General features: G+C 60.6%; 16 protein-coding genes. 10 read left to right on the forward strand and 6 right to left on the reverse strand.

All coding sequences use genetic code 11. The features are described 5' to 3' along the window. Positions 1-51: 51 nt before the first annotated feature. From CK227_RS31730 to CK227_RS31750, 5 genes are all read right to left on the reverse strand, one after another. Positions 52-339: a hypothetical protein gene (locus CK227_RS31730; protein ID WP_245318334.1), complete on the reverse strand. Its 288-nt coding sequence runs from the start codon at positions 337-339 to the stop codon at positions 52-54. 4 nt (positions 340-343) lie between these two features. Next, positions 344-1,789, reverse strand: coding sequence for a type II and III secretion system protein family protein (locus CK227_RS31735; protein WP_095775459.1), 1,446 nt, complete (start codon positions 1,787-1,789; stop codon positions 344-346). A 47-nt stretch (positions 1,790-1,836) separates the two neighbouring features. Then, positions 1,837-2,901 (reverse strand): Flp pilus assembly protein CpaB, encoded by a 1,065-nt coding sequence (gene cpaB / locus CK227_RS31740; protein WP_095775460.1) that lies wholly within the window; start codon positions 2,899-2,901, stop codon positions 1,837-1,839. Positions 2,902-3,003: 102 nt separating this feature from the next. Then, positions 3,004-3,183, reverse strand: coding sequence for a Flp family type IVb pilin (locus tag CK227_RS31745; RefSeq protein ID WP_095775550.1), 180 nt, complete (start codon positions 3,181-3,183; stop codon positions 3,004-3,006). Between the two features lie 238 nt (positions 3,184-3,421). Next, a complete protein-coding gene (locus CK227_RS31750) occupies positions 3,422-3,604 on the reverse strand; it encodes a Flp family type IVb pilin (RefSeq protein ID WP_095775461.1) in 183 nt (60 codons plus the stop codon). A 541-nt stretch (positions 3,605-4,145) separates the two neighbouring features. Between CK227_RS31750 and CK227_RS31755 the strand changes: the two genes are divergently transcribed. The 5 genes from CK227_RS31755 to CK227_RS31775 are packed head-to-tail and all read left to right on the forward strand — an operon-like array spanning position 4,146 to position 8,605. Continuing rightward, the gene (locus tag CK227_RS31755) at positions 4,146-5,531 is read left to right on the forward strand and encodes a CpaF family protein (RefSeq protein WP_095775462.1); all 1,386 of its coding nucleotides are present in this window, start codon (positions 4,146-4,148) and stop codon (positions 5,529-5,531) included. Next, the gene (locus CK227_RS31760) at positions 5,531-6,502 is read left to right on the forward strand and encodes a type II secretion system F family protein (protein WP_095775463.1); all 972 of its coding nucleotides are present in this window, start codon (positions 5,531-5,533) and stop codon (positions 6,500-6,502) included. The genes CK227_RS31755 and CK227_RS31760 overlap by 1 nt, the downstream gene beginning before the upstream one ends. Positions 6,503-6,550: 48 nt before the next feature. After that, on the forward strand, positions 6,551-7,468 hold the full coding sequence (locus CK227_RS31765; RefSeq protein WP_245318338.1) for a type II secretion system F family protein: 918 nt from the start codon (positions 6,551-6,553) through the stop codon (positions 7,466-7,468). A 53-nt stretch (positions 7,469-7,521) separates the two neighbouring features. Next, positions 7,522-8,079: a tetratricopeptide repeat protein gene (locus tag CK227_RS31770; RefSeq protein WP_179296550.1), complete on the forward strand. Its 558-nt coding sequence runs from the start codon at positions 7,522-7,524 to the stop codon at positions 8,077-8,079. A gap of 1 nt (position 8,080) precedes the next feature. Beyond that, positions 8,081-8,605, forward strand: coding sequence for a prepilin peptidase (locus CK227_RS31775; RefSeq protein WP_095775466.1), 525 nt, complete (start codon positions 8,081-8,083; stop codon positions 8,603-8,605). Positions 8,606-8,624: 19 nt separating this feature from the next. On the opposite strand, the gene CK227_RS31780 is transcribed toward CK227_RS31775, so the two are convergent. Continuing rightward, a complete protein-coding gene (locus CK227_RS31780; RefSeq protein WP_095775467.1) occupies positions 8,625-9,455 on the reverse strand; it encodes a sterol desaturase family protein in 831 nt (276 codons plus the stop codon). Between the two features lie 225 nt (positions 9,456-9,680). Here CK227_RS31780 and CK227_RS31785 point away from each other — a divergent pair, with 225 nt between their 5' ends. From CK227_RS31785 to CK227_RS31805, 5 genes are all read left to right on the forward strand, one after another. Then, on the forward strand, positions 9,681-10,346 hold the full coding sequence (locus CK227_RS31785) for an isoprenylcysteine carboxylmethyltransferase family protein (protein ID WP_095775551.1): 666 nt from the start codon (positions 9,681-9,683) through the stop codon (positions 10,344-10,346). 88 nt (positions 10,347-10,434) lie between these two features. Further along, positions 10,435-11,577, forward strand: coding sequence for a hypothetical protein (locus tag CK227_RS31790; RefSeq protein ID WP_095775468.1), 1,143 nt, complete (start codon positions 10,435-10,437; stop codon positions 11,575-11,577). 187 nt (positions 11,578-11,764) lie between these two features. Continuing rightward, positions 11,765-13,390, forward strand: a complete 1,626-nt coding sequence (locus CK227_RS31795; protein ID WP_095775469.1) for a DUF882 domain-containing protein — start codon at positions 11,765-11,767, stop codon at positions 13,388-13,390. Positions 13,391-13,531: 141 nt separating this feature from the next. Next, positions 13,532-14,926, forward strand: a complete 1,395-nt coding sequence (locus CK227_RS31800; protein WP_095775470.1) for a multicopper oxidase family protein — start codon at positions 13,532-13,534, stop codon at positions 14,924-14,926. 87 nt (positions 14,927-15,013) lie between these two features. After that, on the forward strand, positions 15,014-16,327 hold the full coding sequence (locus CK227_RS31805) for an NAD(P)H-dependent oxidoreductase (RefSeq protein WP_095775552.1): 1,314 nt from the start codon (positions 15,014-15,016) through the stop codon (positions 16,325-16,327). Positions 16,328-16,335: the final 8 nt, after the last annotated feature.

The raw sequence follows: 16,335 nt of genomic DNA on the forward strand, positions 1-16,335 counted from the left end.
AGGTTCCCTCGTATGGCCTGGCGCACTGAAACCGCATCCTTCCGTTTCAGTTTATGGCGTCGTCGTATTCACACCCGACCCCGCCCCGCCGACATTGACCGTGATGGCAGGCGGTGGCGGCGGTGGTGGTGGAAATTTGTAGTTGTTGGCAACAGCGGCTGCGCGCGCACCATCGCTTTCTATGTGTGTATTCCTGGAGGCCGGGTTGAACGGATCGACTGTCTGCAGAAGCGAATTGTGCTTCTGCGTGTCGCCTGCGGCCAACGTCACCGAATCGTAGTGGTTCAGATAGTCCGCCGCACAGCCCGTCAGCAGGCCGGTGCACAGGATGAGGATCAAGGCGCTATTTCTTGACATAGAGCATCTTGTCCTTCGATTTGAAGTTGAGCATATGGCCGTAAGGGCCGGTGACGCCGTCGCCCGTTTCATATTTTCGGATCATGTCCTTGTTCACCTCGAGCTGGCCGAGCACGAAGAATTCCGGATCGTTGGCGGGCCGCGTCTTGTCGAACGGCGTCTCCAACTGTTCGCCGGGCTTCACCGGGCGCACGAGGTGCGGCGTGACGATGACAACGAGCTCGGTCTCTTCTTTCTGATTGCTGGAATTGCGAAACAGCGTGCCGATGACCGGCACCTGGCCGAGCCACGGCACCTGATTCTGCAGCTTGGTGGTCTTGGTGGACAGAAGGCCGCCGACAGCGAAGCTCTGGCCGTCGCGCAATTCGACGACTGTGGACAGTTTGCGGTTGGTGAAAATCGGGTCGCCGGCGGTGGTGAAGCCGTTCAGGTCGCTGACTTCCGGCGCCAGGTTCATGTGGATCTTGCCGTCGTCGAGTACGACCGGGGTGAACAGAAGATTGACGCCGAACTGCTTGTAGACGATGCTGATCTGGCCATCCTTGTCGAGAGTTCGAATAGGAACTTCACCACCGGCGTTGAAGCTGGCCTGCTCGCCGGAGAGCGTGGTGAGATTGGGATTGGCAAGCGTGCGCACCGCGCCCTTGGCCTCAAGCGCCTCGATGTACAGATCGACCTTGATGTTGCTGTCGATGACGCGGGTGAGCAGCGCTCCAAATGGCGTGGAGGTGGACAGGAGGTCGCTGAGAAAACCGCCGGTGCCGAGTACGACGTCGTCCTTGTCGACGGCGGTAATCCCGGTTCCGACTTGAGTCGTACCACGGCTGTTTGTGCTCCTGATCGACACGCCGAGATCGCGGCCAGCATTGCGCTTGGCCTCCAGCACGCGTACTTCCAGATTGACTTGCTGGCTGTCGTCGATCGTGACGGAATTGATGATGTCGTCGGGACCATATTGCTTCGCCACCTCCAGGATCGCCGCCAGCGTGGCGCCGTCCTTGACATGACCGCCAAGCCTGACCCGTCCGTTGACCGAGGCAACTTCGATGCGCGACCTTGGCGCGACCTGGCGGATCGCCTGCGCCATGTCGCTGACGTCGACGCCGACCTCGATCTGGATGACGCCGAGCGAGCGCTTTTCAGGTGAGAACAGATTGACCGTGGTGGTGCCAGCACCCTTGCCGATGACATAGAGCGTGCGGTCGGTCATCGGCTGCGCGTCGGCGATTTTTTCGTCACCGACGACGATATCGCCAAGGGTGGCGTTCACCGCGATCGTCACCGACTGCGACATCGGCAGGAAAACACGATGAACGCTGGGGTTCGACACATCGATGAAGCGGTCTGCGGCGTCGGCCACCAGACTCCACGTCGGTAGCGTCGCGAAACAGGACAGCGCGACCGCAGCCATCCTCACCCAAAACCCCTGCATCCCCGTCTCCCCGATTGCAGCCTCGTTTTATTGGCTGCGCCTTTATATCATGGCTGTCTCGGCACGTCATATGTCTCGAGCTTCACCCCTCGAAAAACGCCCACGGTGGCATGCGACGGCGGCTCAGGTGTGACATATTTGACGACTTCCCGGGCTTCCGGCGCGGAGGCCACGGCCGGAGTCGGCTTGACCTTGCCCAACTCGTCGAGCTTGCTTCCCACCCGGTCCACGGCCTGTGCCAATCCTGCGATCTTGTCGTCGGCGCGCTTCTGCGCATCTTCCGCGCGCTGACGTTCGGCTGCCGCAGCAGCGTCGGCCGCGGCCTGTCTGGCGAGTTCGGCTTGCTTTTTGGCGACGTCGGCCGGCATTTCGCCGGTCAGGTCGGAAAGCGTCACCCGCTCCGTCGCTTCGCCCTTGCTGGCGGCGGCCTGGCGAAGCGCTAGCGACAATTGGCCGGCACCCGCTGCCAGCGTCAGCTTCTGTGCATCCTTGGTGCTGGCCTCGAGCGTGACCGATTTGACGACCGTCGGGCTGTCCTTGCTTTCGTCGGCCACCTGGTCGACGGCGAGCACCTTCATGCCCTGCAGCAGCACGTCGACAAAACTTTGGTCCGTGCCGTCACTGTCACGCACGGTGCGCGTCAGCAGCACATCGACCCGGTCTCCCGGGAAGACGAAGCCGGCGACTCCAAGCACGTCGTTGACGCGGATGGAAACTGCCTTCATGCCTTCGCCAAGCACCGCCGAAAGCGTGGCGCGCTGGCCCGGGCCGGTTATCTTAGTGGCAAGGACCGGTTCGTTGACACCGATCGACTGCAACGCCTGCTTGGAGCCTCCGCCAGCCGGAAGGTCCTTCGTCAGGAGTTCTTCCGTCGTCTTGTAGGCGCCGGCCGGAACGGCACCTGCCGGCCATGCGACTTCGCGCAACTTGTCGGCGGAAAGCGTGTCGCCGAACTTCAGCGCCACCGCGGCCACTACGACAGTATCGCGCTGGATATCGTTTGTCTGCGCAAGCGCGCTGCGCTGATTGGCCAGCCAGATGTTGGCGAGGACCACCGCAAGCACGCCGAACACACCGGCGAGGACGATCATGATGACGGTATTTGCGCGCATAACCCCAACCCACTTTGTCGACTACGTGCCCCCCAAGGGTCGCCTGTCTCTGGTTGAAAAGAGGCCGGCCCAAGCATTTGCGCCCAGGCCTGCCGAGTGTCACTAAGCGGCAGTAAGCGTAGTGTTCAGCGTGGTCCATTGGGTGCCCACCCAAGCGCCGACCAACACCACCGTAGCGATGACCGCCACGGTTATGATGCCGAGCAGCACGGTATATTCGACCATGGCAGCGCCGTTTTCGTCGTCGCGGAACTGCCGGGTCATCGTCATGAACCTTTTCATGCCAATTTTCTCCCTTTGGAGGTTTTGATCCGACGAGACGAGCCAAGGATGAAATCCATACCTAAGCATCCTCGTCACCTTAAAGTCGACAGCCGGAACGCCAAACACGGGATCGAGAACGACCACTATATCAGTGTTTGCATTACCTGCCCGCCAACCAACCAAGATCGCACCAGAGGCCGATCAACCCGATGGCCAGAGTGGCAGGCCCAAGCCTTAGTTTGGGCCTGCCAGAGCATTAGGCCGCGGCCGTGAGTCTGGTGTTCAGCGTGGTCCACTGGTTGCCTACCCAGGTGCCGACCAGCACCACCGTAGCGATGACCGCAACCGTGATGATGCCGAGCAGCACCGTATATTCGACCATGGCAGCGCCGTTTTCGTCGTCGCGGAACTGCCGGGTCATCGTCATGAGCTTCTTCATGTCAATTTCTCCCTTTTGGAGGTTTGAACCCGACGAGACAGAGCCAAGGATGAACCCCATACCCAAGCATCCCCCGTCATCTCGATCCTAGGTCCCGAGAAATTGCAGAGTCAAACGGGATTAACGGTTCCTTAACTTCCCAATACATGAACCTTCGAGTTGAGCGCGGCCTTAAATTTCAGCAACACCTTGATTCGTCTAATTTTTCAAGCGCTCTTAACCATTCGTTCACAATTATATCCTCTTGCTAATGGAGCGATCCCTATTTTAGCAATATGGCATATTCCTTTATATCTAAGGGGTTATAGCCAATTATGGGATGGATGTCGGTGCTTGAGCGCGCAAGGGACTCGGGCGCTCCGAGGCTTGGTGCTCCACTCATGGTTGACGGCGTGGAGGCCGGAAGCAAAAACGATATTTGCTAGCGCCGCTTCTTAACTATGTTGAAAGTATTGCCCGGGCGTGAGGCGTCCCGGCGCTTGTGCGACGCTTGGTTAACGTTTAGTTTCCGCTAATGTGCGCTGGAGGGGTATAAGGGATTATGCTGGGGCGGTTCATCAAGGGTGGCGAGACGCGGATCGAGCCAAAGCAGGAGCCGATGGCGGTCCTCCAAGTTGCCGGGGGCGCCCCGCCCGTTACCGATCTCGAACCGCATGGCGACGAGTTCCTGGCGCTGAAAGTCGATCTGCATCGACATCTGATTGACCGGTTCAACCTGGCGTCGCTCGAAACTGCGTCGAAGGACGAGATCCTGAACGAAATTCGTCCCATAGTGCGCGAGTTCGTGCGCGGTCGCAACGTTCCGCTGAACGCGCGCGAGCTCGATCAACTGACCAGCGACACGGCCGACGAAATGCTTGGCCTGGGGCCGATCGAGCCATTGCTGAAAGACGATTCGATTGCCGACATTCTGATCAACACCCACAAGCGGGTCTTCATCGAGCGATATGGCGTGATCGAGGAAACCGCGATACGCTTTCGCGACGAGGCCCATCTGTTGCGCGTCATCAACAAGATCGTCTCGGCGATCGGCCGGCGTGTCGACGAATCGGCACCGATGGTCGATGCCCGGCTGGCAGACGGCTCCCGCGTTAACATCGCGGTGCGGCCGATCTCGGTCGACGGCCCGCTGGTCTCGATCCGTAAATTTTCCAAGAACCCTTATTCTCTCGAACGTCTGATGGCGTTCAACTCGATTCGGCAGCCGATGGTCGATCTGCTGCGCATCGCGGTACAGTCGCGCAAGTCGATCCTGGTTTCCGGCGGCACCGGCAGCGGCAAGACGACCTTGCTCAACGCGTTGTCGAGCTACATCCCGGCCAGGGAGCGCCTGATCACCATCGAGGATGCGGCGGAACTGCAGCTGCAGCAGCCGCATGTCGGACGGCTGGAGACGCGGCCGCCCAATGTCGAGGGCAGGGGCGAGGTTCGGCAGCGCGAGCTGCTGAAGAACGCATTGCGCATGCGACCGGACCGCATCATCGTCGGCGAGGTTCGCGGCGAGGAGGCCTTCGACATGCTGCAGGCGATGAACACCGGCCACGAAGGCTCGATGACCACCATCCACGCCAACACGCCGCGCGATGCGATCTCGCGACTTGAGCAGATGGTCGGCATGGCCGGCATGCCGATGACCAATGATTCCATCCGCGCGCAAATCGCCTCGGCCATCGATATCATCGTACAGACACAACGGCTCTCGGACGGCGGCCGGCGCGTCACTTCCATCTCGGAACTGACCGGCATGGAAGGCAACGTCGTCCAGCTTCAGGAAATCTATCACTTCTTTCGCCGCGATGTCCGCGCCGATGGCGCGATTGTCGGTGAATTTCGCGCCACCGGTGTACGGCCGCGTTTTGCCACTGAAGCGGCGGCGATGGGGTACCATTTCGCAAAAGATGCGTTCAATCCGCAGGTTCCACTTTGATGCCGACCGGTCAGACCCTCCTCTACTTCATCTATGTGCTGGCGGCAGCATCGGTCATTCTAGCTGCCGAATCCTTTTTTCTCTCAATCGCCGGACGGCGAGCGCGGGCAGGCATCATAAATCGACGCTTGCAGCGCCTGGGAGAAGAAAAGCCGGCCGAGCAGAGTCTGCAGGGACTGCTGCAGGAACGCGGCCTGACGGCATCGGGGGACTTCATTTTCGGCGCAATCGCGCTCAACCGGCTCTATACGCAATCCGGCATCACCGGCAATCCATTGGCGTTCCTGGCAGTTTTCCTTCTCGCGGGCCTCGTTTCGGCGCTCCTTTTGCCGTTGCTTCTGCACTTTTCCGTCATTGTCGCCGTCACGGTCTTCCTGATTGTCGGATTTATCCTACCGATTCTCGTTTTACGAAGCGCCCGGGACAAGCGCATCAAGAAATTTGCGGTCCAGCTTCCCGATGCACTCGATATGATCGTGCGTTCTCTGCGCGCCGGTCACCCAACCACCGTCGCGATCGGGCTTGTCGCACGTGAAATGCCTGATCCGCTCGGCACTGAATTCGGCATTGTTTCCGACGAAATCAGCTTTGGCCTCAGTCTGGAGCAGGCAGTTCGAAAATTGTCGGAGCGAGTCGGCTTCGAAGGCCTGCATCTGCTTTCGGTGTCGCTGTCCATCCAGGCCAAGACCGGCGGCAATCTCACCGAGATACTTTCTAATCTGTCGTCGGTGTTACGTGAACGCCGGAAATTGCGCATGAAGATCAGGGCGCTGTCGGCTGAAGGCCGCATGTCGGCCTGGATAATCTCGCTATTTCCACTTCTGATGCTTGGCGTGCTGTCGATCGCCGCTCCAAGCTTTTACGGTGACGTCTGGGGTAACCCTATCGTTGTGCCGGTGTTTGTGATCTTTGGATCTTGGGCACTGTTGGGCGACTTCATAATGTACCGAATGGTCAACTTCGATTTCTAGTGGCGGGCAGGGGACGTGTTTACCAATCTAGGGAATTCAGCCACGCTGTTGTCGCTCGCCATCTTCCTGGCGGCAGTGGCGCTTTTTTTGCTGGCCGCCTTTGTCCTCATCCCGGTCTTCCAGACAAGGAAGCTGGTCACACAAACCCTTTTGGCCGAGGGGATCACCAGTCGCCGGTCGCTCCATGCCCAGCAGGAGCTCAACAGGATTTCTGCGCAGCGGCCGGTCGATGCCTATTTCCGCGGCCTGGAAAAGGAACGCGGCGAGCCGAATGCCCTGGAAGCGAAACTGTTTCGGGCAGGGTTCTATCAATCAAGCGCACCAGTCATTTACACGCTCTCTCGCCTCGGCGCCGTCTGTATCGGCTTCCTGGCCTGTTATGCCCTTCTATCGCGTGTGTTGCCGCCGCAATTGCCGGGGCTCGTGGCATTTGCAGGTTCAGCCGTGATCGGGCTTGGCTGCCTTGTCATCCCCAGCATCGCTCTCGACCGCTTTGAGAGCCGGCAAAAGCAGGTCTATCGGCGCGGCTTTCCCGATTTCATGGACATGATGATCACCTGCGCCGACGCCGGCATGAGCCTTGAGGCCGCCGTGGAGCGCGTTGGCGCTGAACTGGCTGGCACACACAAATGGCTGGGTATTCAGCTGTCGATCGTGACCTTGCAGTTGCGCGCGGGCAAACCGTTGCGCGAGGCTTTGCGCGAACTGGCCGACCGCATCGGGCTTGACGAGGCGCGCGCCCTGGCCGTTCTGTTTCGCCAATCGGAAGAACTGGGCACCAGTCTCACCGATGCCCTGCGCATTTACAGCGACGAAATGCGCAACCAGAGAATCATGAGCGCCGAGGAACGTGCCAACGCGCTGCCGGTCAAGATGATGATCCCGCTCGGCCTCTGCATCTTTCCGGTTGTGATGATGGTCGTGATGTTGCCGGTGCTCATCCGCATGAAGGGCATTTTCTTCTAAATGTTTATATGCTTTGGTTCCAAAACGGAGTCGGCGGACTCTTGGGGGATAAAATGACAGGGCCAATGCGCCTCGCAGCCGTAGCCGCAGCCAGTCTTTTGATGGCCCTTGCCGGTTGCCAAACGAAAGGTGCGGACAGCACCGATGGTGTCGTGCGCACCAACGAGCCGTCGAAAGGCGACGTCACGTCCTTTGGCGATGCCTTCGACGGGCTGAAGACAGTCGGCAACGTCGAGTACTATGCCTCGGACCAGGCCGTGGCCGAAGCTACGAATCAGTTTCGTGCGGAAAATTACAGCAACGCCGGCGCGCTGTTCTTCAAGGCGACGCAACTGGCCCCCAATGATGGCGGCGCCTGGATGGGACTGGCCGCTTCGTGCGATCGCATCCACCGCTTCGACCTCGCCGACCGGGCCTATAGCAGGGCCTTCAAGCTGGTTGGCGCGTCACCCGAATATTACAACAATGTCGGCTACTCCTATTTGCTGCGCGGCAAGCTGCAGGATGCCCGCGCGAGTTTCCTGAAGGCCTATGAATTGGCGCCCAACGATCCGACGGTCGCCAACAATCTGAAGCTACTGTCGTCAAGCGTGCAGAACATCGAGCGCTAACATGCTGCTTGTCGAAGTGCTGTTGCTGAAAGCGCTTGCCATCCCTTTGCTCGCAAGGGTTGCATGGCTGGACTTCACGACACAGAAGATAGCCAATCGCGACGCGCTGCTGCTGCTCTGCCTTGGGGCGGGGTCGCTGCTGCTTTTGTCGCTTCAGTCCGGAGCGTGGTGGGACATGGGGCTGAGCGCCATCGCCGCGCTTGTGCTGTTCGTGGGGCTCTTTCCGTTCTGGGTTCTGCGAAAGGTCGGCGCAGGCGATGTCAAGCTGATGGCAGTCGTGCCGTTTCTGGTCGGTGGAAATGATCTGGTCGGGTTTTCCATCTTGCTGCTGTTGTTCGCCCTCGCCACGGCCATGGTTGTGAAGAATCCATTCTTGCTCCCACAAGGCGCCTTCCGCGTCTACGTGCAACACCTTGACCGCAAAGGTGTTGTCCCGTTTGGCGTACCTATCTCTGTGGCGTCGATTTGCATAATCGCCTTGCAGGTCGGATACGGCTTTGTCGTCCCCGGCTCTCTATCGATGTGAACAATTGACGGGCGCTGGGCTACCCGCGCGCTTCGGGCGTCGGCTTGGCGACGGCATCCGCTGTATTCCGGCCCTGTTGAGTCCCGCGCACGAACGGGTAGCCGTGCTGGCCGACATAATTCGTCGGGATCGGCTCATCGACACCATATTTCTCGGGCATTCTGGAGCCTGGAATATGGAAAGTGCCGAACAACGCATCGATGATGGCCAAGTGACTGGCGAAGTTCTTGTCGTAGGCGTCGCGTTGATCGGCATGATGCCAGTGGTGGAACTGGGGGCTTGCGATCACCCATTTGAGCGGCCCGAAGTTCATCCTGACGTTGGCATGTAGAAGCAACGCATGCCCGGTAGCGATGATGAAGTATACCGCAATGGCTTCCAACGAAAATCCCAGAAAGAATACAGGCAGAAGCGAGGCAGCCTTGGTGATGATCTGGTCGACCGGATGCGCCCGGAAAGCAACCATCCAGTCCAACTCCTCGATGCCGTGATGGATGGCGTGGAATCTCCAGAGCGCCGGGATGGCATGAAACGCTCGGTGGGAAGCGTAGACACCGAGATCGGCCAGGATGATGATCTCTATGACCTGGAGCCATGTCGCCTGACCGCTCACCGTCATCGTTACCTTCTCAGGTACCAAAGATGCCGAGACGCCCATTGCCCCTGCCGCCATAAGAAAAATGCAGATCTTGAGGAAAGCGCCGTTGACCAGCGCGTAGATCACATCGGTGCCGAGACCTTTGCGGAATATCTTCTGTTGCGTCCGCAGGGCGAGGAAGTGCTCCAGCGGTACGAAGATCAGGGCGCAAATGAGCAGCGTTTTCAGACCAAAGAGGTCCATCGGCTCCATCTCGCAATGTCATTTACCAGAGGGAGTGAACCACTTCATGGCCCCTCACACAAGGCAATGGTTTCCAGACAGTTAGCCGGTGCGCCGTGACCTTCTGGCCGGGAGGCTTTGACGACCTGATGACACATCTCGATTGGCGGCCGTTTTGGCCGTTAACGCTCTGGAAACCATTTGCTTGTCGGCGCACGCGAGGAATGCTTCAGTGCTGCTTTGCAGGGGGGCAAAATGTTGAATGAAGATTTTCTCGGCCGGATCGCGATCGTCTGTATCATGACGGTCCTGGCGGTTCTCAGCGCGATTCCTCTGTTCGTCTATTTCCATCAGAATGCATCGGTATATTCGCTGGCCATCGTCAATCAGGTCTTGGCGACTGTTATATCCGCCCTGCAGGTTTTCCTGACGATCGGTCGCCTCCCGCCAAAAGGAACCGCGCAGGGAATCGAACCAAGGGTCACTTCTGTAGCCGGAACTTTCCTAATCATCGTTGCAATGTTTATGACCCCGGCACTGGAAAGCGAGGCAGCGCAAATGGTGGCGCTGTGCTTGATTTTCATCGGCATGGTGGGCTCCGTGTTTTGCCTCTACTGGCTCGGCCGCTCTTTCTCCATCATGGCCACGGCCCGGCAACTGGTTACCTCTGGCCCATATTCCATTGTTCGCCATCCGCTTTACATCTGCGAGGCGACATTCGTTCTCGGAATGATCCTTTCGCACTTGTCGGTGTTGATGGTGGCGTTAGGCGCGGTCCAATTTCTCGTACAGTATCGACGTGCACGGAACGAGGAAGGCATCCTTCGACAGACATTCCCTGAATATGAAGAATACGCTCGGCGCGTTCCAATGCTTCTCCCGCGTTTCAATCGCGTGGATGTGCCAGCACCTGGCCAGTGATAGACCGCCCTCCTTCATAACTGTGTCGGCACCTTGCCGAGCAACCAGGTCGATGGCTAAATAGACCACCACAGGGGGAGAAGGCACCATGGCACTTCACCTTTCGGCGGACACCCCAACTTCAGTCGCGGCCGCCCCGCAAAAATATCTCTTTGGCCCGTTCATCGACTTCTTCATGCTTGGCGGAAGCGCGCTTCTCGTCCTGCCGGTCCTGTATTTCCTGCCGCTGCGGTATGAAGCCACCGTGACGCTGACGATGTTCTTGCTCTCCCACCTCATAAACCAGCCGCATTTCGGTCATTCGTACCAGATCTTCTATCGCAATTTCGCGCGCAAGGTGCGCGGTCAGGGTTACGGCCGGAGCCTTCAGATCCGCTATATTCTCGCGGGCATTGTCGTGCCGCTGGCGATGGTTGCCTTCTTTGCCTTTGGCGCGCTGACGGGCAACGCCCGCCTGCTCGGCAATGCGACAAACGCGATGGGCTTTTTCGTCGGCTGGCATTACGTCAAGCAGGGTTACGGCATGCTGATGGTGGATGCGGTGCTGAAGCGCAAATTCTTCAGTGATCAGGACAAGAAGGTGTTGCTGTTCAACGGCTACGCCGTCTGGCTGTTCGCCTGGCTCCAGACGAATGTGGTGATCACCCAAAGGCAGTTCTGGGGTCTGGACTATTACACCTTCGCGGTGCCGCCATGGCTCATCACCATCGCCATGTCGATCGCCGCCGCCTCCTCGGCGGCAACCGCCGTGATGTTCATCAACCGCTGGCGCAAGCATGGTGGCGCGCTGCCTTATAACGGCGTCGTCGCCTACGTCGTGTCCCTCTATGCCTGGATCCTGTTCGTGACGCTGAACCCGCTCTGGCTGCTCGTCGTGCCGGCAATGCATTCGTTGCAGTATCTGGCCGTGGTCTGGCGCTACCAGACCAATGTCGAGCGCGACCGCGCGGATGCCGTCGAGAAGGCGCCGTTGAAGGTCTTCGCCATTCTCGGACCACGCTACAGGCTGCGCGTGCTGGCCTTCATCCTGGTCGGTGCAATCCTCGGAGCGCTCGGTTTCTGGCTGGTGCCGATGGCGTTGACCGACCTGGTTCCCTACGACAAGGCCGTATTCGGCTCGTCGCTCTTCCTCTTCATCGCCTGGATCTTCATCAACGTGCACCACTACTTCCTGGACAATGTCATGTGGCGGCGCGGCAATCCGGAAGTCTCGAAATATCTGTTCCGCTGAAGCGGTCAGTTGAAGTCATTCCGGGGCAGGGAAGGTTCGGTCCTGGCGCGAACACGATTCGTTAACCAAGATGCTGTTCATCGACAGGACGAGGACGGATGCCCGCGTGCCTGGTGGGGCCTGTTCGAAAGAAGGCCGCTTGCGGCGAAGTCGTCAAATCGCCCGAAACAAGAACAATGTGCAAGGCATGAACGTGACTGAAAGCGAACAGAACGCGCCCGGCGCCTGCCATCGTTGGACATGGTTGCCGGCCATTGCCGTCGCGTTGCTTTGCCTGTGCGTCACCAGTGCGTTCGCCGAGACGCGCGCCTTGAAGATCCAGCATCTGCATACCGGCGAGAAGGCCGAGATCGTCTTCAAGCGCAACGGGCGCTACGATCAGGCGGGATTGAAGAAGATCAGTTTCATGCTGCGCGACTGGCGCCGCAACGAGCCGACCAGGATGGATCCGCGCCTGCTCGACCTCGTCTGGCAGGCCTATCGTGCCAGCGGCTCGACCGGCTATATCCATGTCGTCAGCGCCTATCGCTCGCCGGCGACCAACGCCATGCTGCGCGGCCGCTCGAAGGGCGTGGCGCGGGAAAGCCAGCACATGGTCGGCCGCGCCATGGATTTCTTCCTGCCGGATGTGCCGCTGAAAAAGCTGCGCGACATCGGCCTCAGGATGCAGGGCGGCGGCGTCGGTTATTATCCGACCTCCGGCTCGCCTTTCATTCACATGGATGTCGGCAATGTGCGGCATTGGCCGGGCATCAGCCGCCAGGAACTTGCCAGGGTCTTCCCGAACGGCAACACACTGCATGTGCCGAGCGACGGCAGGCCGCTGCCCGGCTACGACCAGGCGCTTGCCGTCTACAAATCGCGCAAGGCCGCCGGCACGCCCAATATCGAGCTGGCTAGCGCCGATGGCGGCCAGCGCAAGTCGCGCGGCCTGCTGGCGACGCTTCTGGGCGGGCGCGGCGCCGACGAGTCCGAGGATATCGCCGAAGCAGCACCCGCGCCACGCAAACCGGCCAAGTCCGTTGAACCCAAGACCGCGGGGCAAGGCATTGCCATCGTGCCGCCGCAGGAGGCCCAGCGGGCGGATATCCAGATGGCTTCCGCCGGTGAGGCCGAAGAACCGCTCGTCGAGCAGAAGGGCAAGTCGCCGGAAGCGATCGTCATGGCCATGGCGCCCAGCGCGGTGCCGTTGCCCGCCTTCGCCCCGCGCGCCGTCGCCACCGCCAGCATTGCGACCCCGCAAAACGCAACGTTGGCGATGGCCAGCGCGTCCACGGTGCGGGCCGAACTCTCCGCGCCCAAGCCGGTGGTGGCCAATGCCGAAATGCCCTTGGGCAAGACGGATGCCGCGAGCGCCGCGCCGGACATGGTGGCGCTCAACATCCCGTTGCCGACATGGCGGCCGCGGAATGAGGCAAGCGCGATGCGTCAGCCGGAAGCGGTCAAATCCGCCGATGCCGTCGCTGCATTGCTGGCCATGCACCACCCCGATACCGTCCTTGATGGATCGGCCGCTCAGCAGGTTGCCGTCCCGGCACCGAAACCCGAGGATCGTGTCAGGACCAGCCCCAAGACCGATCGTGTCCAACCACGCCTCGATACCGAGGCCACCGCCGTGATTGTGCCCGTGGCGGGTCGCGGCATCTCCGGAGGAACCGGCGCGGCAGCAGCGCCCGTCATCGCAGCCAATTTCATCCGCACGGCGCCGGAGCAGGTCTATCTCGACGGATTCCAGCCGCGGGGACAGACGTCGGATCACCGCCGCTTCACCGGCTCCGCCGTGAAATTCCTGCCCATCGCCAGTTTCAAATAGGGGGCGAACGCTCCCGAGGGGATGCCATCTCGTCGCCATGGCATTGGCGAGACGCGGTGTGCCAATATCGGCATTTGCACTGGTGGCTCGCCTGTGATCCAAGGCGACGATAGATCCCAGGCTTTGCAGTTGGAGCGCTGAATGACCGGATGGACACGCCGCGGGCTCTTGAAAACGGCCGCCATCGCTGGCGCAACCGGAGTGGGGCTTTCGGCCATCGGCAGGCTTGGCAGCCTCGCCGCCGCGAGCCCGGAGCCGGTGGTGCTGCAGACGGCCAAGATCCAGGCCTCGCTGATGGATATCGGCCCGACCAACAATGTGCTGACCTACGGCGATGCCGGAATGCCGCCGGTGCTGAGGATGAGGAAGGGCGAACCCTTCGCGGCGCGTCTGGTCAACGCCATCGATGATCCCACGACCATCCACTGGCACGGCATTCGCCTGCCCAACAAGATGGATGGCGTGCCCTTCCTGGTGCAGCCTTACGTCTACACCGGCGATCATTTCGACTACGCCTTCACGCCGCCCGACGCCGGCACCTTCTGGTATCACCCGCATTGCAATACGCTGGAGCAGATGGGCCACGGCCTGACCGGCGTGATCGTGGTGGAAAACCCGAACGATCCGAAATTCGACGCCGAATTCGTCCTCAATCTGCGCGACTGGCGTCTTGGCGACGACGGCCAGTTCATCGACCAGTTCCGGCCGCGCGATGCCGCGAGAACCGGTACTTACGGCACGGTGCGCACCGCCAACTGGCTCGACCAGCCGCACTATGACGCGCCGGCCGGAGGCCTGATGCGGCTGCGCGTCGCCATCACCGATGTCACGCGCATCTATGCCTTTCGCGTCGATGGCGCCGAGGCGATCGTGATGGCGCTGGACGGCAATCCGGTACCTGAGCGTTTTTCGCCCGATGCCTTGCTGCTTGGGCCGGGGCAGCGCATGGAGCTCGCCATCCGCATGCCCGATCAGGAGGGCGCGGTGGTGAGCCTGCGCGATGTCAGGGGCACCAAGCCCAAAATCCTGGCGACCGTGCGCGCGACGGGCAGGTCGCTCAAGCGGGATGTTCGCGATGTTGCACCGCTGGAGGTCAATCCGGTGGCGGAGGTGGACCTCGCCGCCGTCCAGCATATTTCGCTGGCGCTCAGCGCCACGGCGGAAAACGTCCCGAGCAACGGCATCTGCGGTTCGCTCGGCTACAGTTTCTGGGCCATCAACAAGGTGCCGTGGCCAGGCGATACATCCGATCCGACCGCGCCGCTGGCCGAATTGAAGCTCGGCAAAAGCTATGTCATCGACATGGAGAACCTGACACCGCAATCGCACCCGATGCATCTGCACGGCATGAGCTTCAAGGTGCTGTCGTCCTCGACGCGGCCGGTGCAGCCGGTGATTTCGGACACCTATCTTATCCAGCCCAACGAGAAGGTTCAGCTCGGCTTCGTCGCCGACAATCCCGGCGACTGGCTGCTGCACTGTCACATCATCGAGCACCAGAAATCGGGCATGACGAGCTACGTCAGGGTGGTCTGAAGCCAGGTTAGAACGGTTTCGTTGGCAAAAGCGGGTGGTTCCCTGCTATTGCCGCATCCAAAATCAAGAACCATGGACATCTCACGCATGACCAATGTCGCCTTGACCGGGCTTGCCCGCGATCTCGCCAGCCGCGCCGCCGAGGGTCGTCCGGTGCGCATCGGTGTTATCGGTTCGGGCGAGATGGGCACCGACCTCGTCACGCAAGGCATGCTGATGCAGGGCATTTCGGTCTGCGCCGTCTCCACCCGGCGCCCGCACACCGCGCGTGACGCCATCCGCATCGCCTATGGCGACGAGGCGATGGCAGTCGAGGCAGACGCGGCATCGAAAGTCACCGCGGCCATCGAGGCAGGAAAGATCGCCGTCACCTCCAACGAGATGCTGGTCACCAATCCGCTGATCGACGTCGTCATCGACGCCACGGGAAAACCCGGCGTCGCCGCCGATTTCGACTTGATGGCGATGGAGCATGGCAAGCATCTGGTGATGATGAATGTCGAGGCCGACGTCACCATCGGCTGCTATCTCAAGCAGCAGGCCGACCGGCTTGGCGTCGTCTATTCGGTCGGCGCCGGCGACGAGCCGTCGAGCTGCATGGAACTGATCGAGTTCGCCTCCGCCCTCGGCCTGACCATCGTCTCGGCCGGCAAGGGCAAGAACAACCCGCTCAACCACGACGCCATGCCCGACGATTATCGCGAGGAAGCGATCCGCCGCAACATGAACCCGCGCATGCTGGTCGAGTTCGTCGACGGCTCGAAAACCATGGTCGAGATGTGCGCCATCGCCAACGCCACCGGCCTGGTGCCCGATGTGCCCGGCATGCATGGCCCGAAGGCCGACCGCGACGATCTCGTCAAGGTGCTGATCCCACGCGAGGATGGCGGGTTGTTGTTGAAAAAAGGCGTCGTCGACTACACCATCGGCAAGGGTGTGGCGCCCGGTGTCTTCGTCATCGTCGAGGCGACGCATCCGCGCATCATCGAGCGCATGGACGATCTGCATATCGGCCACGGTCCCTATTACAGCCTGTTCCGACCCTATCATCTGACATCACTGGAAGTGCCGCTGACTGCCGCCCGCATCGTGCTTTTCGGCAAGCCCGATATGGTGCCACTGCCAAGGCCGGTCGCCGAGGTCTGCGCGGTCGCCAAGCGGGACTTGGCAGCCGGCGAGACCTTCGACGCCATCGGCGAGACCTGCTACCGTTCCTGGACCATGACCGTCGGCGAAGCCCGAGCCCAACGCGCCGTACCGGTCGGCCTGCTCGAGGGCGGCAAGGTGCTGAAACCGGTCAGGAAGGGCGAACTGCTGACCGCCGACAACGCCGCGCCCGACCCGATGACGAAGCTGTTCGCCTTGCGCCGGCTGCAGGACGAGATGCTGTACGGAAAATAGGTCGCTGT

This window comes from Mesorhizobium sp. WSM4308 (assembly GCF_002294905.1).
In the GTDB taxonomy this organism is placed as follows: domain Bacteria; phylum Pseudomonadota; class Alphaproteobacteria; order Rhizobiales; family Rhizobiaceae; genus Mesorhizobium.

Coding starts and splice junctions, on each gene's coding strand:
- CK227_RS31750 (WP_095775461.1), bottom strand. CDS start 3,604: ATGAAGAAGCTCATGACGATGACCCGGCAGTTCCGCGACGACGAAAAC.
- CK227_RS31735 (WP_095775459.1), bottom strand. CDS start 1,789: ATGCAGGGGTTTTGGGTGAGGATGGCTGCGGTCGCGCTGTCCTGTTTC.
- CK227_RS31755 (WP_095775462.1), top strand. CDS start 4,146: ATGCTGGGGCGGTTCATCAAGGGTGGCGAGACGCGGATCGAGCCAAAG.
- CK227_RS31795 (WP_095775469.1), top strand. CDS start 11,765: ATGAACGTGACTGAAAGCGAACAGAACGCGCCCGGCGCCTGCCATCGT.
- CK227_RS31760 (WP_095775463.1), top strand. CDS start 5,531: ATGCCGACCGGTCAGACCCTCCTCTACTTCATCTATGTGCTGGCGGCA.
- CK227_RS31790 (WP_095775468.1), top strand. CDS start 10,435: ATGGCACTTCACCTTTCGGCGGACACCCCAACTTCAGTCGCGGCCGCC.
- cpaB (WP_095775460.1), bottom strand. CDS start 2,901: ATGCGCGCAAATACCGTCATCATGATCGTCCTCGCCGGTGTGTTCGGC.
- CK227_RS31775 (WP_095775466.1), top strand. CDS start 8,081: ATGCTGCTTGTCGAAGTGCTGTTGCTGAAAGCGCTTGCCATCCCTTTG.
- CK227_RS31805 (WP_095775552.1), top strand. CDS start 15,014: ATGACCAATGTCGCCTTGACCGGGCTTGCCCGCGATCTCGCCAGCCGC.
- CK227_RS31780 (WP_095775467.1), bottom strand. CDS start 9,455: ATGGAGCCGATGGACCTCTTTGGTCTGAAAACGCTGCTCATTTGCGCC.
- CK227_RS31745 (WP_095775550.1), bottom strand. CDS start 3,183: ATGAAAAGGTTCATGACGATGACCCGGCAGTTCCGCGACGACGAAAAC.
- CK227_RS31785 (WP_095775551.1), top strand. CDS start 9,681: ATGTTGAATGAAGATTTTCTCGGCCGGATCGCGATCGTCTGTATCATG.
- CK227_RS31770 (WP_179296550.1), top strand. CDS start 7,522: ATGACAGGGCCAATGCGCCTCGCAGCCGTAGCCGCAGCCAGTCTTTTG.
- CK227_RS31800 (WP_095775470.1), top strand. CDS start 13,532: ATGACCGGATGGACACGCCGCGGGCTCTTGAAAACGGCCGCCATCGCT.